General features: G+C 38.2%; 26 protein-coding genes, 8 tRNA genes and 1 riboswitch. Of the genes, 29 read left to right on the top strand and 5 right to left on the bottom strand.

The window, feature by feature from the left end; translation table 11 throughout:
- Nucleotides 1-37: 37 nt before the first annotated feature.
- From cas6 to DYE54_RS05130, 3 genes are all read left to right on the top strand, one after another.
- Entirely contained in the window at nt 38-856 is an 819-nt protein-coding gene (gene cas6 / locus DYE54_RS05140) for a CRISPR system precrRNA processing endoribonuclease RAMP protein Cas6 (protein ID WP_115310229.1), read from the top strand.
- Nucleotides 857-984: 128 nt separating this feature from the next.
- Entirely contained in the window at nt 985-1,779 is a 795-nt protein-coding gene (locus DYE54_RS05135) for a hypothetical protein (protein ID WP_115310228.1), read from the top strand.
- Between the two features lie 98 nt (nt 1,780-1,877).
- Entirely contained in the window at nt 1,878-2,348 is a 471-nt protein-coding gene (locus tag DYE54_RS05130; protein ID WP_115310227.1) for a hypothetical protein, read from the top strand.
- Between the two features lie 69 nt (nt 2,349-2,417).
- Here DYE54_RS05130 and DYE54_RS05125 read toward each other — a convergent pair whose 3' ends face one another.
- On the bottom strand, nt 2,418-2,846 hold the full coding sequence (locus tag DYE54_RS05125; protein WP_115310226.1) for a PPC domain-containing DNA-binding protein: 429 nt from the start codon (nt 2,844-2,846) through the stop codon (nt 2,418-2,420).
- Nucleotides 2,847-3,143: 297 nt separating this feature from the next.
- Here DYE54_RS05125 and DYE54_RS05120 point away from each other — a divergent pair.
- The 3 genes from DYE54_RS05120 to DYE54_RS05110 all read left to right on the top strand — a co-directional run bounded on the left by DYE54_RS05120 (nt 3,144) and on the right by DYE54_RS05110 (nt 3,425).
- Nucleotides 3,144-3,219, top strand: a tRNA-Asp gene (locus tag DYE54_RS05120).
- Nucleotides 3,220-3,250: 31 nt separating this feature from the next.
- Nucleotides 3,251-3,326 (top strand) — tRNA-Phe (locus DYE54_RS05115).
- A gap of 13 nt (nt 3,327-3,339) precedes the next feature.
- Nucleotides 3,340-3,425 (top strand) — tRNA-Leu (locus DYE54_RS05110).
- A 64-nt stretch (nt 3,426-3,489) separates the two neighbouring features.
- Here DYE54_RS05110 and DYE54_RS05105 read toward each other — a convergent pair.
- On the bottom strand, nt 3,490-4,920 hold the full coding sequence (locus DYE54_RS05105) for an alanine/glycine:cation symporter family protein (RefSeq protein WP_115310225.1): 1,431 nt from the start codon (nt 4,918-4,920) through the stop codon (nt 3,490-3,492).
- A 335-nt stretch (nt 4,921-5,255) separates the two neighbouring features.
- Here DYE54_RS05105 and DYE54_RS05100 point away from each other — a divergent pair, with 335 nt between their 5' ends.
- From DYE54_RS05100 to DYE54_RS05040, 13 genes are all read left to right on the top strand, one after another.
- Nucleotides 5,256-5,882, top strand: coding sequence for a trimeric intracellular cation channel family protein (locus DYE54_RS05100; protein WP_115310224.1), 627 nt, complete (start codon nt 5,256-5,258; stop codon nt 5,880-5,882).
- A 102-nt stretch (nt 5,883-5,984) separates the two neighbouring features.
- The gene (locus DYE54_RS05095) at nt 5,985-7,736 is read left to right on the top strand and encodes a DUF4127 family protein (protein ID WP_115310223.1); all 1,752 of its coding nucleotides are present in this window, start codon (nt 5,985-5,987) and stop codon (nt 7,734-7,736) included.
- A gap of 64 nt (nt 7,737-7,800) precedes the next feature.
- Entirely contained in the window at nt 7,801-8,904 is a 1,104-nt protein-coding gene (locus tag DYE54_RS05090; RefSeq protein WP_115310222.1) for an acyltransferase, read from the top strand.
- A gap of 93 nt (nt 8,905-8,997) precedes the next feature.
- The gene (dat, locus tag DYE54_RS05085) at nt 8,998-9,852 is read left to right on the top strand and encodes a D-amino-acid transaminase (protein ID WP_115310221.1); all 855 of its coding nucleotides are present in this window, start codon (nt 8,998-9,000) and stop codon (nt 9,850-9,852) included.
- Between the two features lie 7 nt (nt 9,853-9,859).
- On the top strand, nt 9,860-10,372 hold the full coding sequence (locus tag DYE54_RS05080; RefSeq protein ID WP_115310220.1) for a hypothetical protein: 513 nt from the start codon (nt 9,860-9,862) through the stop codon (nt 10,370-10,372).
- A 185-nt stretch (nt 10,373-10,557) separates the two neighbouring features.
- Nucleotides 10,558-10,662: riboswitch (SAM riboswitch) on the top strand.
- A gap of 89 nt (nt 10,663-10,751) precedes the next feature.
- Entirely contained in the window at nt 10,752-11,798 is a 1,047-nt protein-coding gene (locus DYE54_RS05075) for a methionine ABC transporter ATP-binding protein (RefSeq protein WP_115310219.1), read from the top strand.
- Nucleotides 11,779-12,432, top strand: a complete 654-nt coding sequence (locus DYE54_RS05070) for a methionine ABC transporter permease (RefSeq protein ID WP_115310218.1) — start codon at nt 11,779-11,781, stop codon at nt 12,430-12,432. The genes DYE54_RS05075 and DYE54_RS05070 overlap by 20 nt, the downstream gene beginning before the upstream one ends.
- 38 nt (nt 12,433-12,470) lie before the next feature.
- Nucleotides 12,471-13,286 carry a MetQ/NlpA family ABC transporter substrate-binding protein gene (locus DYE54_RS05065; RefSeq protein ID WP_115310217.1) on the top strand — a complete coding sequence of 272 codons (816 nt, stop codon included), beginning with the start codon at nt 12,471-12,473 and terminating at the stop codon, nt 13,284-13,286.
- 125 nt (nt 13,287-13,411) lie between these two features.
- A complete protein-coding gene (locus DYE54_RS05060; protein ID WP_115310216.1) occupies nt 13,412-13,702 on the top strand; it encodes a YerC/YecD family TrpR-related protein in 291 nt (96 codons plus the stop codon).
- Nucleotides 13,703-13,709: 7 nt separating this feature from the next.
- On the top strand, nt 13,710-14,498 hold the full coding sequence (locus DYE54_RS05055; RefSeq protein ID WP_115310215.1) for a TSUP family transporter: 789 nt from the start codon (nt 13,710-13,712) through the stop codon (nt 14,496-14,498).
- Nucleotides 14,499-14,516: 18 nt separating this feature from the next.
- On the top strand, nt 14,517-15,284 hold the full coding sequence (locus tag DYE54_RS05050) for an SDR family NAD(P)-dependent oxidoreductase (RefSeq protein WP_115310214.1): 768 nt from the start codon (nt 14,517-14,519) through the stop codon (nt 15,282-15,284).
- Between the two features lie 126 nt (nt 15,285-15,410).
- Nucleotides 15,411-16,541 carry a YtxH domain-containing protein gene (locus DYE54_RS05045; protein WP_115310213.1) on the top strand — a complete coding sequence of 377 codons (1,131 nt, stop codon included), beginning with the start codon at nt 15,411-15,413 and terminating at the stop codon, nt 16,539-16,541.
- Nucleotides 16,542-16,595: 54 nt separating this feature from the next.
- Complete coding sequence (locus tag DYE54_RS05040) at nt 16,596-16,940, top strand: YkvA family protein (protein WP_115310212.1); 345 nt, start codon at nt 16,596-16,598, stop codon at nt 16,938-16,940.
- A gap of 169 nt (nt 16,941-17,109) precedes the next feature.
- Here DYE54_RS05040 and DYE54_RS05035 read toward each other — a convergent pair whose 3' ends face one another.
- Genes DYE54_RS05035 through DYE54_RS05025 form a run of 3 tightly spaced genes read right to left on the bottom strand, consistent with a single transcriptional unit; the run spans nt 17,110 to nt 18,873 of the window.
- Nucleotides 17,110-17,340 carry a hypothetical protein gene (locus DYE54_RS05035; protein WP_115310211.1) on the bottom strand — a complete coding sequence of 77 codons (231 nt, stop codon included), beginning with the start codon at nt 17,338-17,340 and terminating at the stop codon, nt 17,110-17,112.
- A 25-nt stretch (nt 17,341-17,365) separates the two neighbouring features.
- Nucleotides 17,366-18,055 carry a metallophosphoesterase gene (locus DYE54_RS05030; RefSeq protein ID WP_115310210.1) on the bottom strand — a complete coding sequence of 230 codons (690 nt, stop codon included), beginning with the start codon at nt 18,053-18,055 and terminating at the stop codon, nt 17,366-17,368.
- Between the two features lie 50 nt (nt 18,056-18,105).
- Entirely contained in the window at nt 18,106-18,873 is a 768-nt protein-coding gene (locus DYE54_RS05025; RefSeq protein ID WP_115310209.1) for a DUF4931 domain-containing protein, read from the bottom strand.
- A gap of 161 nt (nt 18,874-19,034) precedes the next feature.
- On the opposite strand from DYE54_RS05025, the gene DYE54_RS05020 reads away from it, so the two are divergent.
- The 10 genes from DYE54_RS05020 (at nt 19,035) to DYE54_RS04975 (ending at nt 25,093) form a co-directional block, all read left to right on the top strand.
- Nucleotides 19,035-19,559: an 8-oxo-dGTP diphosphatase gene (locus DYE54_RS05020; protein WP_115310208.1), complete on the top strand. Its 525-nt coding sequence runs from the start codon at nt 19,035-19,037 to the stop codon at nt 19,557-19,559.
- A 6-nt stretch (nt 19,560-19,565) separates the two neighbouring features.
- On the top strand, nt 19,566-20,690 hold the full coding sequence (gene mutY / locus DYE54_RS05015) for an A/G-specific adenine glycosylase (protein WP_422822088.1): 1,125 nt from the start codon (nt 19,566-19,568) through the stop codon (nt 20,688-20,690).
- Between the two features lie 126 nt (nt 20,691-20,816).
- Nucleotides 20,817-21,986 (top strand): metallophosphoesterase, encoded by a 1,170-nt coding sequence (locus DYE54_RS05010; protein ID WP_115310207.1) that lies wholly within the window; start codon nt 20,817-20,819, stop codon nt 21,984-21,986.
- 201 nt (nt 21,987-22,187) lie between these two features.
- Entirely contained in the window at nt 22,188-22,985 is a 798-nt protein-coding gene (locus tag DYE54_RS05005; RefSeq protein ID WP_115310206.1) for an undecaprenyl-diphosphate phosphatase, read from the top strand.
- Nucleotides 22,986-23,222: 237 nt separating this feature from the next.
- A tRNA-Thr gene (locus DYE54_RS05000) sits at nt 23,223-23,298 on the top strand.
- Between the two features lie 11 nt (nt 23,299-23,309).
- Nucleotides 23,310-23,394 (top strand) — tRNA-Tyr (locus DYE54_RS04995).
- 5 nt (nt 23,395-23,399) lie between these two features.
- Nucleotides 23,400-23,475, top strand: a tRNA-Met gene (locus DYE54_RS04990).
- Nucleotides 23,476-23,492: 17 nt separating this feature from the next.
- Nucleotides 23,493-23,568: transfer RNA gene (locus DYE54_RS04985), tRNA-Thr, on the top strand.
- A 9-nt stretch (nt 23,569-23,577) separates the two neighbouring features.
- Nucleotides 23,578-23,654 (top strand) — tRNA-Met (locus tag DYE54_RS04980).
- Between the two features lie 77 nt (nt 23,655-23,731).
- Nucleotides 23,732-25,093: an amino acid permease gene (locus DYE54_RS04975; RefSeq protein ID WP_115310205.1), complete on the top strand. Its 1,362-nt coding sequence runs from the start codon at nt 23,732-23,734 to the stop codon at nt 25,091-25,093.
- Nucleotides 25,094-25,256 lie beyond the last annotated feature (163 nt).

The raw sequence follows: 25,256 nt of genomic DNA, 5'->3' as shown, positions 1-25,256 counted from the left end.
ATTAAGGAGTAGTTTTCTTTAGGAGTGAATAGGACATATGATTTTAGGTGCGATTGAGTTTGAATTACGATGTGTAAAAGAAGGAAATATAGACAAGTATAATGGACGAGCTGTGCATGGGGCCTTTTTTTCTTTGCTTCAGACTGTTAGTGAAGAAGAAGCGACATTTTATCATAATATGTCTCAATTGAAACCTTTTTCGTTATCGTCATTAACTTTTAAATTTAAAATTAAGGAAACTGATAATAAAATCAAAGTTAAGCCAGGGACAGAAGCTATGTTTCGTATTGCTTGTTGGGATGAAAGGTTGTTAGAGTTAATACTATCTATTCCACAATATAGCGAAATTAAAATTAATCAGGCTGTATTTGTTTTGGAAGAACGTTATGTAGGTGGAGAGGAGTCGCATCCGAATACAGGCGTAATTTCTGAAATGGATTTATTTAAAATTTGTCAAATTGATAAAAAGTTTAAAGAGGTAAAATTTGAGTTTTTGAGCCCTGTTTCATTTCGGGTAGATACATTTGATTATCCCATGCCATTACCACAATTAATTTTTAAATCATTGCTTATAAAATGGAATATGAATACAACAGATAATATCCTTGATAAGGAGCTTATAGAGTCAATTGCTTCTTCTATGCCACCAGTTTTTTGGAAAGGTAGAACACAACGAGTATTTTATGGGCGTGATAGAGGTGTCAATGGCTTTATTGGAAACATCTCTTTTGCTATAGGGCATCTATCCTTAGAAGAGCAACGATTAATTTGCTTATTAGCTAGTTTTGCTGAATTTTGTGGTGTAGGTCGGTTGACAGCTCAAGGGTTGGGTGAAACAAGAATAAGCATGAATTAAATATCATTTCAATCGGACACCCCATTGTCTATGGGATATGCTATAGTGAGCATACACCTGGATATGGGGTGATTTTATATGCTCAAAAGTATTTTATTATTATAATATAAGGTTCAAGGGGGAGCTTTATGGAACTGCATTGGAAACAATTATTTATTAATTATGAAGGGAATACATCAATATCTTCTCAGATTATAGACTTAGTGGATAATTTAACTCTTAAATATATGTTTGCAATTCATTTATTAGGTTGTGTGATTTCAAAAATATTCTTGGAAATGGGATTTCAAGAATTCAATACTATTCATATGATAATTGCTGTTATGAGTGTTTGGGGATTATTTAGTGTTTGGGCTTTTGGTACACAGGAACTAAATAGGAACGTATTTTATTTAGCAGTTGTATTAGGTATAGGTAGTACTTTTATAATACAACCAATTTTATCGTTGCCTTGGGGGCATTTTATAATAGCAGAAGTAGTGACTTGGATTTTGTTTGTGGGAATTTTAGTTGGTTCAGATATACTCAATACTTCTGTGCAGAGGATTTGTTGGGGATTGTTGCCTTTGTTAATTGTAAGTTTTGCAGCTACTATTTCGTATTTTATAGGCCTTCGATATATGGTTTTATCTAGTGTTATTCCTTTGCTAGTCTTACTGGATATAGGTATTATTTGGTGTTTTACCTTATTAGTTGTACAAAAGCTTAAAAAACGACTTATTATATATGTTGATAATCATGCACCTGTAAATGCAGAGACGAATATAGACTATGTGCTTAATAGGGTAAAACCTAAGATTTTTAAATATATGGCAATTTATTATGTAAATTTTGTAGCCCTTTTGGTAATGGTATACATTTTAAATGGATTGATTTTTGGGATGTTGAATATAATATTTCAATTAGTAACAGGTGTAATATAAGAATAACAGTGAAGTATGAGAATAATAGTAACTTTCAGCGTGAAGAGGCGTATTAGTTGTGAGGCGGTAGAATTAAATTAAGGAGGCATTCTTCTGGAATGGTTTTAGCTGTTTTTATTTTTCAAGGAATGGCAGCGTGTTGGAGTATATTCTTTTGGGGTGTAGGCATTTCTACATTGACTACTAATGAGAGCATTTTATTAGGCACATTAGGTAGTACAATAGGACTTTGTTTTTCGATATTACTAGGAAAACGTTATCTTATAGGTCGGATTTTATTTTTACTTTGGATAATTTTCCAAGGGTATATATGGTTGAGTTTGATTAAAGAAGAAGCAATAGTTGTTCTTTTATTTTGGCAATATTGTCGCATGGACGCACATACACCAGTTTCTGAAACTGAATTAAATTTGCTATTAGAGTTAGAAACCGCTAGCTATTCTATGCGTGGTATAGTGCATGGATTTTGTGCTTGTCCATTTCCGGCTATCACTGTATATGAAGTATTTTTTATCTATTCGATTTTGTGTATTTCATTAATTCGTTTTTTACAATTTTTTTTAGTATAAAATTGGCCCTAGGAGAATAAAGTATTCTCCTAGGGCTTTGTAATATTACTATTAATTTGTAAAACTTTTTTATTCATCCAACTGCCACAAGTTCAACTCAGCTTCTTCATCATAGTCCCGATGAATATCCTCAGGTAATAAGGTAAGTATCATTTCCGCAGTTACACTGATAATGGCACTTGTTAAATGACCACCATGTGAATGGCCTTCTTGGTCAGCAATAGTAATGTGGAGATGAGAGTAATAGTCGTTGTTTAATAAATCAATAGTACCTGTGATAGAAGTAATTTCAAAATCACCGGTTAGGCGATGATGATAATATTTCTTTTCAGAGGCTCGATAGGTTTCAAGGACAATGTCGTTAGTCGCACCAAGACCTTGAATCATAGCGGTAGTTATGTTTGCTTCACGAGCAATTTTTTCAATGGATTCGACAAGCTCTTCACCCGGATTAAGACGAAAGGCAATATGGGTAGTGCCAAGACGTTTGTATTGCATAGTTAAGACTCCTTTTAAGTTAAATGGTTGATTGGATTCTTTGGAAGAAAACAAATCGTTTTTCTGAGAGTATAATAATACTTGGAAAATGAAAAATCAACTATTTGTTAATCTACTAATTAGCTAATAATTTTAATGTACAATCTAGATTAAGAATATACTTAAATGCTATGTATGTAGAATAGGAAATTCTCTTTTACATATTCCCTCAAAAAAATGTAAAAAAATTCATTTTGCCTCTTGCGCAAAAAATAAAATCATGATACTATATGTAAGTACCTGAAACAACGGTATTGCGGCCCCGTGGTGTAGCGGTTAACATGTCGCCCTGTCACGGCGAAGATCGTCAGTTCAAATCTGATCGGGGTCGCCATTTTTTTATTTACAGATGTTTTTCCTCATTTGCCTCGGTAGCTCAGTCGGTAGAGCAAAGGACTGAAAATCCTTGTGTCGACAGTTCGATTCTGTCCTGAGGCACCATTAATAATTCCATGCGGTTGTGGTGGAATGGCAGACACGCCATCTTGAGGGGGTGGTGAGCGTACGCTCGTATGGGTTCAAGTCCCATCAACCGCACCATACAGTAAATAAGCGCCTTGTGAGTATTCACAAGGCGCTCTTTTTGTGTTAACCGGCGTTTAACCTATCGATTCATTTCAGGATATTCATAAGAAGGGGGACCATCTTGGCGACTTTCATCATAATGTTTTAGGATATCCTTGATTTCTTTGCGAAGTAGAATTAAGGCAATTAAGTTTGGAATAACCATGATCCCGTTAAACATATCACTTAAGTTCCAGACTAAATCCACTTTACCAGCAGATCCTAGTACAATGAATACCAATACAATAATACGATAGATATGAATGGCTATATTTTTTTGTTTGAATAAGAATCGAATATTGGATTCGCCGAAATAATACCAACCGACAACGGTAGTAAAAGCGAAGAATGTTAAGCAAATAGCGATAATAGCAGGTCCAATATCACCAAAGGCTGTAGCGAAGGCTTGCTGGGTAACAAGTGCACCAGATAGGCCGAGTTCATGACTACCAGTCAAAAGAATAATTAAAGCGGTAGCTGTACAAATGATAATGGTATCAAAGAATACACCAAAGAAAGCAACAAAACCTTGTAGAACTGGATGCAATACTAAAGCTGTTGCATGGGCATGCGGTGTAGATCCCATACCGGCTTCATTAGAAAATAGCCCACGGGCAACACCAAAGCGAATCGCTTCTTTTATAGTTACCCCTAAAGCACCGCCCCCGATAGCTTGTGGGTTAAAAGCACCTTCAAAAATATATTGGATGGTTGGTACAATGTGATCAGAAAATTCAAATAGAATAATAATGGCACAAAGTATGTAAAGAATGGCCATAAAAGGAACTACTAATTGGGCAAAGGTAGCAATGCGTCGTATACCACCAATAAAAATTAAACCGGCAAATAGGGCGATGATAAGACCAACGTATAAGGGTTCAAAACCAAAAGCACTATTGATGGACGAAGCGATGGAGTTAGATTGTACCATACAGCCTATAAAACCTAAGGCTATAATAATGGCAACGGAGAAAAAGTAAGCGAGAAAATTAGCGGAACCATGGCCAATTATATTTTTTAACCCTTTTGAAATATAGAACGCAGGGCCCCCAATGAATTGGCCCTTTACATCTTCCCGATAATGCTGAGCTAAAATTGCTTCTGAAAAGATAGTAGCCATGCCAAACATAGCACTTAACCACATCCAGAAGATAGCCCCAGGACCACCGGCCATAATGGCTGTAGCTACGCCGGCCACATTACCTGTGCCTACTTGCGCTGAGATGGCAACGGCAAGGGCTTGGAAAGAGGAGATTGATTTATTATCATCGCTACCTTTTGGCTTGTGGCCTTTATAGAGTCGACCAAATACTTGGCGGCAGGCAGGACCAAAACGAATAAATTGTGGTGCCCCTAAATAAATAGTAAAGAAAACGCCAATCCCGATTAAGGCATACATAAGTATATAGCCCCATAATACATCGTTCACTGTATTGACGATGGTTTCAACTGCTCCAATAAAGCTTTCCATACGATGACACTCCTTTTTCTTAAGTAACCTCAAACATGTAACCTCATACCTAAATACGTATATTCTCATAGAATATGGCTTCTATAGTATCACTAAAAATCCTCTTTGTAAAGACAAATGTTTATTTTAAAAAGACATAGCATGTATGACTTATTTAATTATTGGCTAGTTTATTCGGATGTATTTTTAAAAGAGTGTAAATGAGAGCCTATAAATGATATAATTATTTATAATTTGATGTAAATTTGAGCATAAGAAGAGACCTAGTAAGCGTGGGGCATTTTACAATTGGGCGTGGCATATAATATGCGACTATTTCATAAGGAGACATTAGCTTGGAATTACTATGGTTTACATTTGACATTATTGGTACAATTGCCTTTGCCATTTCAGGCACGCTGGTAGGAATTGGGCGACGTATGGATATTTTTGGCATGTTAGTCTTAGCGTTAGCGACAGCTATTGGCGGTGGGATTATGCGTGATTTGATGGTAGGCAATATACCGCCTAATTCATTACGTACGTTTACCTATGTGTTTATTGTTATGGCTGTCACCTTTGGTGTATTTTTTATCTATCGAGTACGGCGGGCACATTATATTGGTACTCGTTGGGTACGACGTATGTATCTTGGTGCAGATACACTGGGACTTGCTTCGTTTACAGTAACTGGAGCGGGGATTGGCGTGTATAGTTATCCTGAAATGCCTGTGTTGGCCGTCATATTAGGTCTTTTAACGGCTGTTGGTGGTGGCGTGATTCGTGATATCTTAGCGCAGCGCGTGCCATCCGTATTGCGTGAAGAGGTCTATGCGTTACCAGCGATTATAGGGGGCATTGTGTATTATGGATTTTATCATATGGGGCAATGGCAGTTAGCTTCGTATAGTGCGTTTATTATTGTTGTAGTTATCCGTACATTAGCGCTGCGTTATAACTGGAGTTTACCGCGTATTCGCTAGTTTTATTATATTTTTTCGTATGGTATAATAGATAAGATTATAAACAATGTAATGAATTGATGGATTTAGTAATAGCATGTGGCTTAAAAGGAGTTGAGAAGCGTGAGTAAACGATTTTCCTGGTTTGCAGGAGCGTTAGCAGCTGCTGTTTTATGGGGAACATCGCAAGTGTCGGCGGCTACGATTTTATTTGTACCACAAGACAATCGACCAGTTAGTTTATCCTACACAGTTGATACTGCCGAAGGGGCTGGTTATACGGTGATTACGCCACCGGATTATTTAGTATCTGGTAAAAATTATCGTGGTGAAGCGGATAAGATTTGGCAATGGGTTGATGAAAATGCAGCGCGGGCCGATGTGATGGTATTGAGTACGGATACTTTAATTTATGGTGGTTTAGTAGATTCACGTAAACATAATTTATCCTTAAATATGTTATTAAACCGGACGAAGCAGATTGGTAGCTTGCATGAAAAATATCCTAATGTGCCAATTTATGCTTTCGGTACCGTTATGCGTTCGCCTAGGGCTAGTGGGGGTGGTGTAGAACCATCCTATTATGATGAATATGGTCCTACGATTTTCCAAATTGCAGCTTTACAAGATAAATTAGATGCTGGTAATTTGAATCAAGAGGAACAAGCAAGTCTTGTACAATTACAGTCAACGGTGCCTATTGAATATTTACAGGACTGGTTTAATCGTCGTCAAAAGAATATGACGGTGAATCGGGCCTTGATTGATGAAACTCGTAAGGGCGTTTTCAAATATTTTGCACTGGGTCATGATGATACCAGCACTTTATCGCAGTCTGCGTTAGAAAGTCGTTACTTAAAACTATATAGTAAAGGACTTAAAGTGGATCAATATGGCAGTTTCCCAGGGGCTGACCAATTAGGCTTATTATTGATTGCCCGTGCTCATGTAGACCGTAATCATTTAAAACCTTCCTTTGAAGTGATTTATCCATTAGGTGGTGCTGGTGAAACGGTGCCTCATTATGAAGATCAGTCGGTAGCTAAGACGATTGCGGAACATGTGGAAGCTGTTGGTGGTACAATGACTACGAATGGCAAACCAGATATCTTGTTAGCTGTAAATACGCCACTTGGTAAAGTAACGGGTGAGTCGGAAGCGTTTGAAAACTTCCCTATGATTTCAGCGAGTACGAATGCTTTCCTTGATAAAGTGGAAACGGCTATTAATCAACAGGTGCCTGTTAGTGTAGCAGATATTTCCTACTCTAATGGGGCAGACAATACATTTGTATACGGACTTTATAAACGAGGGTTATTATATAAAGTAGAGTCGTATAATGGCTGGAACACAGCTAGTAACACGGTGGGGTATGCGATTGCTCAAGGTGTACTTGGTAAGGTTATGCCTGAACAGAAGCATCATAATATGTTAACGCAACAATATTTAGATAATTGGGCTTATCAAGCGAATATTCGCAAGGATATTTATCGTATGCAAGATTCTATTCGAACTGACAATGTTCGTTATACCGGCACCTTGAATGAAAAATTAGAGGCTTATATGGGTGAACGAGTTCAAGATTTTGCTGAAAAGTACTTGCAAATTGATCCGCGGACGGTATCGGCACGTTTCCCATGGGGACGTTTGTTTGAAACAGATATTACCGTGTATGATCAACCAATAGCCCCATTACAGAAAGAGTTACGTTTACAGCGTGAAGCGGAAGCACGTGCTAAGGCAGAAGCAGAAGCAAAAGCTAAGGCTGAAGCTGAGGCTAAAGCAAAAGCGGCAGCGAATGGCGGCGCAGTAGCAACAACCGCTAATGGAGCGAGTGGCGCTATGTCTACAGTTGTGCCAGTAACGAAAGAATAGACAGATGGATACAGGACGGAGGGCTTAGTCCTTCGTCCTGTTTTTGTTAGCGAGGAGAGTTGTTTTGAGACAGTCGTTTTTACCTGAAATCACCTATATGCGTGGACTCTGTATGCTTGGTGTTATTGGAATTCACGTTGGTTCTTTTGCACTGAGTAATCCGCAGGCCAATACGCAACTTATCGGCTTATTGGAGATTTTATCGCGCTTTACAGTGCCCGCTTTTTTCTTTTTATCGGCTTTTGGCTTGTTTTATCATACGTCTAGTTTTGAAGTCTTTTCGTATAAAGATTTTTTGTGGCGCCGTTCAAGGGTCGTCTTATTTCCTTATGTAGCGTGGTCTTTATTATATGTTTTGTATGCAGGTGCTACTGTAGGGAGTTTTGCAGGTCTTCTACCGCGATATTTAGTGCCGACATTGTTTTTTGGCAATGGCTATTACCATTTATATTTTATGGTTATTCTATTGTGGTTTTATTTACTTATGCCGTTGTGGCGTGTAATGGTGCGGGGGATTTTACAACAGCCTATAGTTTGGTTAAGTGTACTGTTTTTAGTGCAAGTGGCATTTAACTTTTGGTCATCTTATTATAGTGGGCAAATTACCTTTCAGAATCCGTGGTTACAATATGCATATGCTATGAAGCTTAATTACTGGGTGTTGCACTACGTTTGGATTTTCTTATTGGGTGCCGTCGTAGCCGAGCGTTATGAAGCCGTGGTTGAAGGTTTGTGGCGTTATAGAGGCCTATTAACAATCGTGTTTGCTTTATCGGTAGCTCTCATGATGGGGAGTTATTATTATGTATTAAGTGAACGTCATTATACGCTATTGGAAGCTATTTATACCATTCATCAACTCAGTCCTATGGGTATGGTATATACTGGGGCTGCTACGTTGTTCTTTCTATTTTTCTTCTTGTCTACGCCTATGAGTAGTGTGGCAAAGGCCTTTTGGGAACAAATAGGGACGCAGTCTTATGGAATTTATTTAATTCATCCATTCATGTTGATTGTTTTGACTTTTGGTATGGTTAAAGCGCAACTTCAATATACAGCAGTTGTTGTGATTGGACTCTATATTTGCACTGTTTGTCTATCCTATTTAGGAACGCTAGGCTTACAGCAACTACCAAAAGTGGTGCGACGTATTTTATTAGGGCGATAGTGCAGATTTTGTGGGACTGTGCTATAATCGAAACATAATTATTACATTTTACGGTCGGTTGTTTTTGGCAGCTTAGAATAGAGAGGTGTTCCAATGAAAGAGTTAACCTATTTTAATGGCGAATTTGTTGAGCCCGGTGCTAAATGTGTGAGCCTTGATGATCGTGGGTATTGCTTTGGCGATGGTGTATATGAAGTAACCCGTGTATTTAATGGCCGTTGTTTTGCTTTTTCCTATCATCAAGATCGACTCTATCGCTCCATGCGTTTCATGGATATTCCTGTGAAAATGCCACCAGAAGATTTGCAAGAATTACATGAGATAATGATTGAACAAAGTGGTATTACCGATGGGTATATTTATTTGCAGATTACCCGTGGTGTAGAACCTCGTCATCACGCGTATGATCGAGCTAAATTAGAGCCTACCATGTATATGTATATTCGTCCTATTAAAGAGGATTTAAGCAAATTAGGGGACGGCGTAAAGGCCATTAGCTTACCTGATGAACGTTGGCATCATGTAGATATTAAAACGTTAAATTTAATTCCTAATATTTTGGCACAGACTAAGGCAGAAAAGAAATTTGCTTATTCGGCCGTGTTGTTCCGTGATGGTATTTGTACTGAAGGGGCTACTTCGAATGTGTTTGCTGTCAAAGATGGTATTTTATATACACATCCAGCTGATGAATTGATTTTAAAAGGGATTACGCGTCAATTAGTGGTAACGCGTGTAGCGCCAACAGCAGGGGTTTCCTTGATTGAAAAAGAATTTGACCGTGAATTTGTAGACAATGCGGATGAATTATTCTTCACAGATACGATTGGCGGCATTATTCCAATTATTAAACTAGATCGTCAACCTGTAGGAAATGGTAACGTAGGGCCTGTAACTATGAAACTTCGTGACGGCTATGAAAAATTATTAGCTGAAGGTTTGGCGTAGGATATTTATGGATCTTCGTACATTAACAGGCACGGCCCTATTATTAGCGGTGGCCTTATTGAGTCAAAGTTTGCGCCTCATTTTGCCTGTGCCACCGATAGCAAGTATGTTTCTTATTGGTTCGCTCGTAGGCTTAGCCATGCTTTTGGCTACCCTGCGTTATGGTGTGATTAGTGGACTTGTGATTGCGTGGGTGACACCTGTTATTGCTTTTATGCAATCTATGCTGCCGTTTGCGCCTTTTATTCCATTGGTGGGCATTGGCAATACGGTGTTTGTCCTTTTAGGGCGCTTGTGCCAACATCAGCCCGTATGGTTGCAGACCTTTGTTTGTAGCGTTACTAAAGGGGTTGTGTTATACGGTAGTTTTTCTTTATTGTTTATAGGCTTTTCAGTGCCGTATCCCATTGAAAAGGCTATCTTAATGATGATGAGTTGGCCCCAATTAATTACAAGTGCCATTGCTGTATTAGGTACACGCTTTTTATTAAATCGTAAAGCGTTTAAGGTATGGCAATAGATGCATATTTGTAAAATTAGTTCATTGATAGTTGACTTAGCCTAGTTCTGTTATGTCACCGTATATGATAGTTGTAGGCTAAGTCCTTTTTGTTATCTTTATATTAAAATTTTAGATATACTTAATTCCTCTATTGACAGTATGTCTTTCCGGTGATATGATTTTATCACGTTAAAAAATACATAGGTTCATCAAGAGTTGACTGAGGGACTGGCCCGATGAAGTCGCGGCAACCATCCAAGTTTGGAACGGTGCCAATTCCAACGAAGTGATACTTCGACAGATGAAGAACAGGTAACTCTTCATGTGTTGTGAAGAGTTTTTTTGTTTTTAATGTGCTTTTAAATAGAGAGTGATTTGAGAAAAGGAGAGCGATCACATGATTGAACTGACACACATCAGCAAAGTCTATGAGGGTCCGAATCGTGTAGAAGCCTTAAAAGATATTAGCCTTTCCGTTAAAGAAGGGGAAATCTTTGGTGTTATTGGCCAAAGTGGGGCTGGTAAATCTACGTTGATTCGTTGTATTAATATGTTAGAGCGACCTACGTCTGGTCAAGTTGTTGTAGACGGGGTAGACTTAACAAAATTAAATGATAAAGATTTACGCGAACAACGTAAAAATATTGGCATGATCTTCCAACATTTCAACTTATTATCCTCCCGTACTGTATATGACAATGTGGCGTTTCCATTGGAATTGCAAGGACTTAGTAAGGCCGAAATTAAAGAACGTATATTGCCAATTCTTGATATTGTAAAATTGAGCGATCGCTTGAACAATTATCCATCACAATTGTCTGGCGGTCAGAAACAGCGTGTTGGTATTGCGCGTGCGTTAGCAAGTAATCCGAAAGTATTACTTTGCGATGAAGCTACGTCAGCGCTTGATCCACAAACAACGAAATCTATTTTAGAATTGTTAAAGGACATTAATGAAAAGTTAAAATTAACGATTGTTCTTATTACACATGAAATGCAGGTTATTAAAGAGATTTGTGATCGTGTGGCCGTTATTGAAGGTGGCGTTATTTTAGAAGAAGGGCCTGTAGTAGATGTATTTACTGGGCCTAAAGAAAAAACAACCAAGGAATTTGTAAGTGCTATTATTAGTCACAAATTGCCAGAAGAAGCGTGGCGCCATTTAAATGTACAATCTGAATGGCAGGAAGGCTTACATCCTATCATCCGCCTTAATTTCACCGGAGATGTTGTTGATGAGCCAATTGTAGCAGGCATGATTCGCCGGTTTGGCCTTGATGTTAGCATCCTATTTGGGGGCGTTGATTATATTCAAGATACAAGCTTTGGTCATTTAATTGTTGTCTTAGATGGCGAACGAGCTAATGAAGAGCGGGGCATTCAATACTTGAAAGATTTACCAATTGGAAGCGAGGTGATTGGCTATGTCGCAACAAATCATTAATTTGTTGATTCAAGGGTTAGGTGAAACTCTACAAATGACGGTCATCTCCACTGTAGTCGCTATGATTATTGGTATTCCATTGGGGGTAATTTTAGTCATTACAGGCAAAGGCCATATTTTAGAAAATAAAGCCTTAAATGGTGTATTGGGGACGGTTGTGAATGCATTGCGTTCCATTCCTTTCATCATTTTGATGGTGGCGATTATTCCGTTGACTCGTATTATTGCTGGCACCTCTATTGGTACGACGGCGGCTTGTGTTCCGTTAACCTTGGCGGCTATTCCATTCTTAGCACGTTTGGTGGAAACATCGATTCGTGAAATTAATAGCGGTGTTATTGAAGCAGCTCAAGCTATGGGGGCTTCACCACTACAGATTATTCGTAAAGTGTTGTTGCCAGAAGCGTTGCCAACGATTATTGACAACATTACGGTTCTGGTTGTTAACTTAATCAGTTACTCTGCTATGGCTGGTGCTATTGGTGGCGGTGGTCTTGGGGATATCGCCATTCGTTATGGGTACCAACGTTTCCAAGGGGACGTAATGTTAGCTACCATTGTCATCTTAATCGTATTAGTACAATTGATTCAGTCTTGTGGTGACTTCTTGTCCCGCAAAGTGAATAAACGCTAGTTATTGAGAGTTGAGAGAAACAGAAAGAGGGAGAATGTATGAAGAAATTAGCATTTTTATTAGCGGCTATTGCTACTTTAGCACTTGTATTAGTTGGTTGTGGTAGTGATACTAAAGAGAGTGCTGCTGAAGCCAGTCAAGAGTTTTCTATAGGTGTAACGGCTGGACCGCATGCGGAAGTTATGGATTTTGTAGCTAAAGAAGCGGAAAAACAAGGATTTAAAATTAAAGTTGTAGAATTTAACGATTATATTCAGCCAAATATTGCGCTGGAACAGAAAGAATTGAGTGCGAATTCGTATCAACATCAACCATTTTTAGATAATATGGTACAAGAACGTGGATTACATTTAGTTTCTGTAGGGAAAACAATCTTATTACCAATGGGGCTTTATTCCAATCAATATAAAGATTTAGGGACCGTTCCTAATGGGGCCTCTGTAGCGATTCCTAATGATCCAACCAATGGTGGTCGTGCCTTGTTATTATTACAACAAGCAGGTCTTTTAAAACTAAAAGATGGCGGTTCACCAAAATCTACCGTCGCTGACATTGTAGAAAATCCTAAGAATTTACAGATTAAGGAATTGGAAGCCGCTCAAATTGCTCGGTCTCTCAATGATGTAGATATTGCTTGTGTCAATACTAACTATGCTTTGAGTGCAGGTCTTAATCCATTGAAAGATGCGGTAGTGGTTGAAAGTAAAGAGTCTCCGTATGCGAATGTAGTCGCTGTACGTGAAGATGATCAGAATAGTGAAGCACTTAAAAAATTCTTAGCCATTTACCAATCTGAGGCTACTAAGAAATTTATTGAAGATACCTTCAAAGGGTCTATTATCCCTGCTTTCTAAAAATTTAATATTGTTTATAATAACTATGAAAAAGACTTTTGCACTTTTTTGTGTGAAAGTCTTTTTCTTTTACATGATTATGTAATATAATTAAACTAAATCTAAATGACTAAGGGAGGATCTTTATGAGTGTCAATGAAAAATTACGCAACCCCATGAATGACCAATTGTTTGAGGCTATGTTAGCATTAGAAACAATCGATGAGTGTTATGAATTCTTTGAAGATATTTGTACGGTCAATGAGCTTAAAGCGTTGGCACAGCGGTTGCAGGTAGCTCGTATGTTAGAAAATGGTGAAAGTTACGATAATATTGTGGAAACAACTGGTGCGAGTACGGCTACCATTAGTCGTGTGAAACGTTGTTTAGTATACGGCGCTGATGGCTATAAGACGATACTAAGTCGTTTGAAATGAGGCTTGTATGGATATTGTGAATGCAGTAGATCCTGCTTTGGTTATGCCATTGATTTTGTTTGTAGCAGGCGCCTTGGCCGGATTTGTAGATTCCATAGTAGGTGGTGGCGGTTTAATTTCAGTACCCGCTATGTTATTGACGAATTTGCCACCTAGTGTAGCGTTAGGTAGTAATAAATTATCTAGCGTATTTGGTGCCTTAACGGCCTCCATTACATACGCAAGATCAGGTATGGTAGAATGGCCTTTGGTTAAAAAGTTATTGCCTGTTACATTTATAGGCTCTTTATTGGGCACTTTATTAGTGATTAGTATTCCCCCATTATATTTAAAACCAATTATTATTGTACTGCTGATTAGTGTACTCTTATTTGTATTATTTAAAAAGGATTGGGGTACAGTGACAACCTATGCAGGGGCTTCGCAGAAGAAGTTATTGCTTTTAGGTTTGGGTGCTTTGACGATAGGCTTTTATGATGGCTTTGTGGGCCCAGGAACAGGTACTTTTTTAATTTTTATGTTTATCTATGCGGGATTTAACTTTTTGTATTCTTCTGGGAATGCGAAACTACTAAATTTTGTTAGTAATTTAGGCTCATTAATTTTGTTTTTAGGTCTTGGACATGTAGATTATGTACTTGGCCTATCTGCTGGCGCAGGGCAGATTATTGGGGCTACTTTGGGTTCTCGGTTAGCCATTAAAAAAGGCGTTGGTTTAGTTCGTTTTGTATTTATTGCCACGACAGTTAGTATGCTCTGTAAATTAACTTACGATTATGTTGTGACTCATTGGTAAGCGAAGGAAGGTGACTCTATGCCGATTAATAGTGAAAATCAAGTGGCTCTTATTAGTGGTGGTACATCCGGCATTGGCTTCGCGACAGCTCAGTTATTGTTAAAACAAGGCTGGTGTGTAGTCATTAATGGTCGTAATGAACGAGCTGGACAAGAAGCTGTTGTTAAATTACGTCGTATTTCGTCTAAGGTGCGCTTTGTACAAGGCGATGTAAGTAAGGTTATGAATTGTCGTCGTATTGTAGAAGAAACTTGTCGTTTATTTGGTGATGTAAGTGCTCTTGTGACGGCCGCTGGGTTTTATAAAGAAGAATTATTAGATGATGTGACGGAACAAGACTTTGACGAAATGATTGGGACGAATGTAAAAGGCACTGTTTTTTTGTGTCAAGCAGCGGCGCCTTGTTTAAGACGAACTAAAGGGAGTATTGTTACGGTATCGAGTGATGCAGGTCTTCAAGGTAATGTAGCTTGTTCTGTGTATGGTGCTTCTAAGGGCGCGATTGTGAGTTTTACAAAATCCTTAGCTCTTGAAATGGCGGTTCACAATGTGCGTGTTAACTGCGTATGTCCGGGGGATGTAGATACATCGTTAGTGGCTAAACAATTAGCTGAAAGTAATCAGACTTTTGAAGAGGCTATGGAAGAAATGGCCACGCATTATCCACTAGGGCGCATTGCTAAACCAGAAGAAATTGGCGAAGTGATAGCCTTTTTGTTGAGTGCGAAAGCATCCTTTGTAACGGGCGCTGCTTGGACCATTGATGGTGGCCTTACTAGCTGGTAAAATCAAGTTGTATAATTTATATAGGAAAAAAGAGGAGATTTCACACTCAATATAGAAATAATTATAGGAAAGGACTATAATTGTAATATAGTGTGAAACTTTACAGGTGATAAAGGAGCGATATAGATGGAAGACGTAAAAGATTTGATGACTCACCCTGAGGGAACGTTAGCAGCTGTTGAAGCAGAATTAGCAAACCGTGATGCTGAAATTGAAACGATTTGTCGCTGGGCGGCTGCTCGTGCAGGCGTGCTTGTGATGGCACCAAAACTTAGTACGACCGCTTTAATTGCTAATGATGCTTACATGGTAAGCCGTATTGCTGCGGTATATGGACATACCGCAACTGCTGGAGCTATTATTGGGTTCCTTGGTGGCTTAGGTGGCAGCCTTGTTAGTGCTTTATTAACCTCAGTATTACCAACGCCTAAACTTAAAATTCCATTGGCTGTATGCTTAACTTATGCGGTTGGTAAATGTGCTAAAACTTGGGTAGAAGGTGGCATGCCTATGCCTGGTGATTTCTCAGAATATAGAGAACGTCTTGTAGAAATTATTGATTATAATAAGACCACGATTAAAGCGTTAATGGATTCGCCTATGAAGAGTCAACCATTAGGTGATGAAGGAAAAGACTTTTTAGCTGAAGCTGGTGTAGATAAAGAGGATTTCCTAGGTCTTAGTCGTTTGAATTTAGGTAATCTTTTAAATGGTGATACCTTAGCTAGCTTAGGTTCTTTAAGAAATGTAGTGCTTGGTCTTGCGACGGCTGCTGTAGCGGGGGTTGCAGGTAAAGCCATTGCTAATTCAGATAAAGACTATATAGCTGATGCTAAACATGCTTTATCTGGTATTGGCTCATTATTGGCGACAGTTAGTGAAGCAGCTCTTGATTTGGCTGCTGGTGGTGCTAGTTCAGCTGTTAAAACGACAGATGATGTAAAATCCACGGTACTTGGTAAATTAAGTGATTTCTTATCTGTGGCAGGCAACCGTAAAGAAGATGTAGTTGAACGAGTAAGTGATTTTATCGTTTCCGCTGGTGACAAACGCGAAGAGGTTGTGCAAAAAGTGAGCGATTTAGTTGATTCTGCTAAAGATAAAAAAGAAGAATTAGTTGATTTAGCTAAAGATAAGAAAGAAGAGTTAGCTGATAAAGCTAGTGATTTAGCCGACAAAGCTAAAGATAAGGCTGATGAAGTAAAGGGCAAAGTGGAAGAAACGATTGATGAAGCAAAATCTAAATTACAAAAATAATTTAGTGAATGCGCAAGGCTAAGTACCATATATAGTATGTAGGAGTGAGTTTTGATGAATCCTTTAAAATTATTAAAGTATGCGAAGTTTTTTTCGTCATCTAAGTTTTTACGGTTTGCCAGTGGCATTGGTAAAAATGTAGCATTTTTACGTCGTGCCTGTATTTTATTTTATTGTTTTAAAGATCCAGATACCCCAAAATATGTGAAAGCCATTATTGCTGGTGCATTAGGTTATTTGATTTTGCCGATTGATGTGATTTCAGATAGAATTCCAGGTCTTGGTTGGGTCGATGATGCCGCTGTTATTGCCTTAGCTTTTAAGGTGGCGAATCGTTCTATTAAACCGATGCATCGTGAACAGGCTCAAAAATTAGTACCATTTGGGTCAGAAGAGTAATTGATTGTTGATATTTATAATAGAATAAGACATAAAATTGAGGCCGTAATTAATTACGGCCTCAAAATTGTTTTATTATGAAATTAGGAAAATCGGGGGTTATCAGACAAAGTTGTGAAAACTAGAGAAACTAGATACATTAGAGCGATTAGAATATAATTCGTTTTGATTAAAAGGACCGTTTGCCTAATTTGGGATGGCTACAAGGGCGCAAGGTTAACGTATCAATGAGATGGGCTGCTGTTTCCAAATCGACATCTTCATAATGACCTTGTCGTTCTAAGATGCATATAGGATGATCAACACCCACTTCACCCGCTGGTAGATAGATATATTCTTCGTTAGTAGTATCACCAAAGATATAGCCTGCTTGTAAATGTTCTTTGTGGATTCGACTCATACTTCGAAACTCCTTTTGTAAAAGATTAGATAATTTGTTTTAGCTTGAAATTCATAAAATCAGCGGATACTAGATGTAATTGTGTATTGCCAAAATGACTAGGTATACGCTCAAAAGATGTTTTATCATGTAAATGACCAAAAATGCAATGATCAACATGGTATTTAGCTAATAAATCAGTAAAGCCACTAGCCTCATTTTTATCGTTAAATGGAGGATAATGTAATAGTAAAATTCGTGTAGTGGCATCGCCCATTTCCTGCAAAGCCGCTTCGGTGCGAAGTAACTCACGGGCATAAATTGAAGTATCGGTGGCCTCGATAAAGGCTGTATCACGTGGACAAATATAGCCGCGTGTACCACCAAAGGCAAGGGTATCAGCGATTATGCTATGACCTTGTAAAAAAGTAAGACTATGGTTCATAGCAGTGTTCATTTTATTAGCGCTACTCCACCAATAGTCATGATTACCTCGAATTAAATAAATTTGGCCAGGTAAAGCAGCAATAGTTTGTAAATCAGGTATTGCTTCAGATAATTTTAAAGCCCAAGAAATATCGCCCACTACAAAGACGATATCTTCTGGGCTTACTTGTTCATGCCAGGCCGTGATAATACGTTGGCGATGGTCTTGCCAATGGGCACCAAAAACATCCATTGGCTTAGTAGGTGGTTCGCCTGAAAAATGAAGATCGCCAATGGCAAAAATTTTCATCATGTCTCCTTACAGTCGTTCTATAGTGGTAATAGAAGTTACTAAAAAAGTTATTTAAAAAAGTCGCGATTTAATTCGGCTTTAACTTGTTCAATGCGTTCATGGTTGCTAATTTGACTAATTGTATAGCCCACATATAATGGGGACGTAATATAACGAGGTACTATTTTAACATATTGTGAATCAGTATGTAAATCATAGAAAAATAAGTTGTAAGACCCGCTATGTTTTGAAAAATCGGTTAAGATATACCGCAAGAGTTGTTGGATACGACGACTGAGTAGGGCTAGAGATGTATGTTGGTTGAATTTCATATTAAATTCGAAGAAACCAATAATAGGTTTATTGGATAGTGTAATGACTAGCTCGTCGTCTTCTTTTAGGACGGTACCTTCAAAATGATATTCTTTAATATCCTTACGATAATCGTAATCATATAGACCTATAATTTGACTATGGGGATGGCGAATAGAGCCGCCAGACATAGGTCCAAAATTTTTAAAATATAATACAGATTTAAATTCATCACGCGCCATGGTTTCTTGCCACTTGTGCAAGGAAAAGGCGAGCACTTCTTCGGCTTTTTCTGGTGTATACCGTGAAAATTCACTAAAACAGTCATTTGTTTCAATAATGACTGTAGGCCAAGTACGATCTAAAACAGGGTATTTATTCATGAGCCAAATAATATCTCCCTGAGTATCTAGAATATTTGTTAATTCGTCGACTGCACAGAAAGGACACGCCACTTCGCGGTGGCGAATATTTTCAGGTTTACTGCGGCCCATGGCAATATTAAATGTTAGTGGTTCGTTCATAAATGCACCTCTCTTATTTAATACTATCACAGGTTAGACCTTTTGGGCAGTATGATATAATTAATTAGTATAGATAATTTAAAAAAATCTATATAGAAATATTATAACAATGAGTTATAGGTAGTGTTTATTTATGAAAAAAGCGCTTGCTAGGAGTTTATATGAAACCGACAACATTATGTTTAATAATAAATGATAAGAATGAGATTTTGCTAGGCCGGAAGAAACGTGGCTTTGGGGTTGGTAAATATAATGGCTTTGGCGGGAAGAAACAGGAGAATGAAACATTTCGTCAATGTGCAGTTCGTGAGATTTTTGAGGAAGTATCATTAGTGGTACAACCAGAAGATTTAATACCAGTGGCGATTATGAATTTTCAATTTCCCTATGAGGAAGAATTAAATCATTTAAATTATACATATATTGTTAAGAACTATGAAGGCTTACCTTTAGAAAGTGAAGAAATGGAGCCTCGTTGGTTTGCTTTTGATGACATTCCTTTTGAAACAATGTGGAAAGGGGATGACATGTGGATTCCAGAGGTTTTAAAGGGCAAATTACTACATACATTACTGGTGTTTGGTAAAGATAATGATGAAGTGAAATTGGCTGAAAATACATATGTTGACACTATTGAAGAATTTGAAACAACAGCAGAAATTGCCGCTTGTTTGCGAAAGGGATAATCAATTGTGAGTGAAACAAAAAATAAAGGAAATATGGCTAGGTGGCCACAGGAATTATTACAATGGTATGACGTAAATAAGCGTGATTTACCTTGGCGCCAGACAAAGGATCCCTATTGTATTTGGGTGTCTGAAATTATGTCACAACAGACTCGTATTGAAGCGATGAAACCGTACTATGAGAATTGGATGGCACAATTTCCTACTAAAGAAGCGTTAGCGGCGGCTGACGAGGATACTGTTGTAAAAGCTTGGCAAGGATTAGGCTATTATTCGCGAGCTCGTAATTTGCGTTTAGGTGTGCAAGAAGTGATGAGTAAATATGGGGGCGAAATACCACAGACTCGTAAAGAAGTAGAAAGTTTAAAAGGGGTAGGTGCTTATACGGCAGGCGCCATTTTATCTGTTGCTTTTAATCAACGAGAAGCGGCCATAGATGGGAATGTATTGCGTGTATATGCGCGTTTATATGCCGTGCAAGAGGATATTATGCGAACGGCTGGTAAAAAGGCTATTGCTGCTTTGGTGGAGGAAACGTTGCCCTATAATCGTCCTGGTGATTTTAATCAGGCATTGATGGACTTTGGCTCGAGTGTTTGCATTCCTAAAGTGCCTCGTTGTGAAAGTTGCCTCTTACGTCGTTGGTGTAAAGCTGATGCATTGGGGATAGCGACGGAATTACCGATTCGCATTGTAAAAAAAGCCGTACCAATCATTTCGGTTGTGACAGGTCTTATTCAAAACGAACGTGGCGAATATTTGTTACACCGACGTCCGAGTAAAGGCTTGTTGCATTCTATGTGGGAATTTCCTAATGTAGAAGTACCGCGAGAGGCTTTGGTACAAGATAAGAAGTCATTACCGCTAATTGGCGTAGAACCTTTGGCCACATATTGGAGAAACGCAGGGGCTAAGATTCAATGGCAAGATTCTTCTATAACGACCTTACGTCATGTATTTTCTCATCGTTGTTGGGACATGGAAGTATATAGGGGGATTTGGCCTGATTTTGTGGACGAGAAGATTGATAGGATAGAAGAGACGCAGTGGCGTTGGGTGTTACCTAGTGAATTTACAGATTTGCCGTGGGCTGGTCCTCATGGTAAATTAACTGTATATTGTAAAAGTTAAATATGATATTATAAATTATATCGAAAGTATATAATTTGATTGGATGTATTAAAATTTTATAGTTTTGAGTTATGTTATAAATAGTAATAGAGTAAAGAAGAGAGTGAAAGGATGATTACATAATTTATGTTTAAAATTATTGCAGGAACAATAGTGTTCCTTATTGTATTTGTGAATTCGTATTTAATTGTACGATTAACTAAAGTAGCAAGGCGTGCGTTATGGTTTTGGGGATTAGTAATTGTACAAATCATAGCTATTGCTGGGGCCACGTATTATCAGATGGCACAAGTTCAAATATTTGATACCGCTTTATATGGTTTTTGGAAACATTGGACGGTTGGTTCATATGGGTTATTATTAGGTCTGGGCGTTTGTTTTGCGATTATGATTCCACTCGCATTAGTCGTGGCTGCGGTTAATTGGCGTGCGCATAAAACTACGGAGGCCGAACAGGCGAGCCGGCGTACATTTTTACGGAATGCGTTATGGGCCGTTCCTGCAGTAACTGCTGGCGGTGGCGTAGTAAGAGCTTATGAAGGCTCTAAAGAATTAGAAATCAATCATATTGATTTAGTATTCCGTAGTTTACCTGAGTATTTAAAAGGCTATAAATTAGCCCAAATTAGTGATGTCCATATTGGTCCTTTTGTTGATTTACATGATTTTGATAAAATTACGGAAGCCGTGTTGGCTGAAAAGCCAGATCGTTTGGTAATTACAGGCGATTTAATTGATGAACTGGATTGGTTAAATCCTTTATGTGGGCGATTAGAAGAATTGTTTCCTAAAATTCCAGATGGTATTGATTATATTTTAGGTAACCATGAGTATTTTAAAAATTTACCCCTTGTACTAGAGGCATTTAGTAAAATTTCTATGCGTATGCATCGTAATTCATCGTTGCGTTTAAGTGGTGGTTCTTGGCCTGTCTATTTGGCGGGGGTAGAGTACTCTTTTGATCGTAGCGGCAAACAACGGGAAGTATACTTACAAGAAGCCTTAGCTAATGTGCCTTCTGAAGCCTTTGTTATTTTATTAGCACATCATCCTGACTTTATTGAAAACGCTTTTGCCCATGATATTCCTGTAACGCTTTCGGGACACACTCATGGTGGTCAAATTGTAGTGGGGGATACGCCATTAGTGCCAGTAGGCACACCGTATTATAAAGGTATGTACCGTGATTCATGGAAGTATGGCTATGTGAATAAGGGGACAGGTCATTGGTTCCCCGTTCGTTATAATTGTCCACGTGAAATTACAATATTTACGTTTAAAGAAGGTAAAGTATAATAAAACCAGCGAAAACTTAAACAAATTTTAAATTTTTAACGATTACATAGAAATTAGCGTTGTGAAATTCGACTAAAACGTCTATAATGAATGAGTTATAGCGCTATGTTAGTGTTATATACGTTACAGTGTTATATTAGTGTATGTGGTTTATATAAGAACCACGAAGTTAACTAGCAGATTGGTAACTGAGGTGACATAATGGATCAAAATATTATTGCCTTTATACTAGGTATTGTAGAAGGGGCCACTGAATTTTTACCGGTATCAAGTACGGGTCATATGATTTTAGTGGGAGATTTTTTAGGCTTTACAGGGGAACGTGCTAGCGTATTTGAAGTGTTTATCCAGTTAGGTGCGATTCTTTCTGTATTTATTTATTATAGAGAAAAGTTTATGACTATGTTGCGTCGTGAGAATTGGATTCGCAATGATGGGTTATCGTTAGCTCATATCTTTTTTGGTATGTTACCGGCTATGGGAATTGGCTATTTAGGACATTCGTTTATTAAAAACAATCTCTTTTCACCGGGTACAGTTATTATTGGTTTAATTATTGGTGGCTTGTTCATGCTATTCGCTGAAAAGTATCACCGCCCAATTACTACGCATAATGTAGAGCGTTTGACCATGTACCAATGCTTATTGATTGGTTTATTTCAAGTATTATCTTTATGGCCCGGTTTTTCGCGATCTGGCTCAACAATTGCAGGGGGCCTAATTTTAGGGGTGAGTCGCAAGGCTGCTGCTGATTTCTCCTTTATTATGGCAGTACCTATTATGTTGATTGCTTGTATATATGACTTATTAAAAATCATTGACCAATTGTATTGGTCCGACTTTATTATGTTCTTCATTGGTTTCGTAACAGCCTTTGTATTTGCGTACTTGTCCATTGTATGGTTCTTAAAATTCTTAAATAAATCGTCTTTGGCTGGATTTGCATACTATCGATTTGCTGTGGCCGCTGTTGCGTTAATTTATTTCTTCGTATTTTAAAATGAATAAAACAGGCTCTGTGTATAGTTGATTAATACTGTATGCAGAGCTATTTTTAACTCTTTGAAAAAATTTTTGAATTTTATGAAAAAAGTACTTGCACAATTATTATGTCTATGCTATTATAATAAAGCACTAACGCACTGGATGTGTTAGCGAACAGATTGTCAAACTGAGCTGAAAAAAATCTATTGACAAGATGTTCAGGAATATGTATAATATTCCTTGTCGTGGTACGCTGGCGTAGCTCAATCGGTAGAGCAGCTGACTTGTAATCAGCAGGTTGTGGGTTCAATTCCTATCGCCAGCTCCATTTTTATTCGTGGAGGGATTCCCGAGCGGCCAAAGGGAGCAGACTGTAAATCTGCCGTCTTCGACTTCGAAGGTTCGAATCCTTCTCCCTCCACCATTCATCGCGGGGTGGAGCAGTTGGTAGCTCGTCGGGCTCATAACCCGAAGGTCGCAGGTTCAAGTCCTGTCCCCGCAACCATTCTTTTAAATACGTATGCTGGTGTAGCTCAGTCGGCAGAGCGTATCCTTGGTAAGGATAAGGTCACCGGTTCAATCCCGGTCACTAGCTCCATATACACATGGCGGCATAGCTCAGTTGGCTAGAGCAATCGGTTCATACCCGGTGTGTCCGCGGTTCAAATCCGTGTGCCGCCACCATTAAATTATCAGATACTCACATTTTAAATGTGAGTTATTTTTTTAGTTTTTTTAGTGTTTAGGAGGTATACATTTGTATGTCAGAGAAAAAGGAGTTAGCTAGAGGGCTAAAAAACCGTCACGTACAATTGTTAGCGATAGGGGGCGCTATAGGGACGGGTTTGTTTTTAGGATCTGGTCGATCCATCCATTTGGCTGGTCCATCCATTTTATTAGCATACATCATAACAGGACTTATTTCTTTTTTTATGATGCGTGCTTTAGGGGAGCTTTTGTTATCTAATACTGATAACCATTCGTTTGTGGATTTTGTACATGAATATTTAGGACCTGGTGCCGCCTTTATTACGGGGTGGACATACTGGTTTTGTTGGGTATCTTTGGCTATGGCTGACGTCACGGCCGCTGGAGTGTATATACAATATTGGATTCCTAATGTGGAACCATGGATACCCAGCCTATGCATTCTATTGATCTTATTTGCTTCTAATTTGATGGCCGTTAAGATTTTTGGGGAATTAGAATTTTGGTTTGCTTTGATTAAAGTCATTGCCATTTTAGGACTTATTATGGGTGGCTTATATCTTATATTTATTGGGTATCAAACAGATGTAGGGGCTGTTGGTTTTGCTAATTTGTGGTCTCATGGGGGATGGTTCCCCAATGGTTGGGAAGGCTTTGCACTGTCCTTTCAAATGGTTGTATTTGCTTTTACAGGCATTGAATTAGTTGGTTTGACGGCTGGGGAAACAGAGAATCCTAAAAAGGTAATTCCACAGGCGATTAATAATATTCCAATTCGCATTATTATTTTCTATGTAGGTGCTTTAGCTATTATTATGAGTATCTATCCTTGGACAGCCGTTAATCCGACAGCTAGTCCTTTTGTGCAAGTATTTAAAGCAGCTGGTATTGTGGCAGCGGCGGCGATTGTTAATTTTATTGTGTTAACATCGGCTGCTTCAGCTTGTAATAGCGGGCTTTTTAGTACGAGTCGCATGGTATATACATTGGCTCGCGAAGGCAATGCGCCACGCCGTATGTTCCGTTTGCGTTCCAATCAGGTACCGGTTAATGCAGTAGTATTTTCCGCATTAGTCATTTTTATGGCGGTTATTATGCAATATATTATGCCTGAAAATGTATTTATCATTATTACTAGCGTATCAACATTCTGCTTTATTTTCATTTGGGCAATTATTTTAGTATGCCATATGAAATATCGGAAGTTACATCCAGAACAAGTGAAGGTGAATCCATTTAAAATGCCTTTGTATCCAGCTATGAATTACATTATTTTAGCTTTTTATGCGTTTGTGTTAGTATCGTTAGCATTTAATGAGGAAACCTTAATTGCGCTTCTCTTTACGCCAGTTTGGTTTGGCCTGTTATGGTGTTTCTATAAATTACAAACATTTAAACAAAATTATGGTAACTAAACTTTAAGAGGGTTGTATCGAATGGTGAATTTTATTCATTTGGGCGATATAGCCCTCTTTTTATATGCATTATTACTCATTTTTATAAAAAAGTAGACAAACAAAATCGATACGGAGTATAATGAGCGTATATAGGTTTTTATTTTTGTGAAGGAGGCTCATT

It is taken from the genome of Veillonella criceti, from assembly GCF_900460315.1.
GTDB lineage: Bacteria > Bacillota > Negativicutes > Veillonellales > Veillonellaceae > Veillonella_A > Veillonella_A criceti.
Note: the sequence above shows the minus strand (reverse complement) of the source record. Positions and strands in the feature narration are given on the sequence as shown.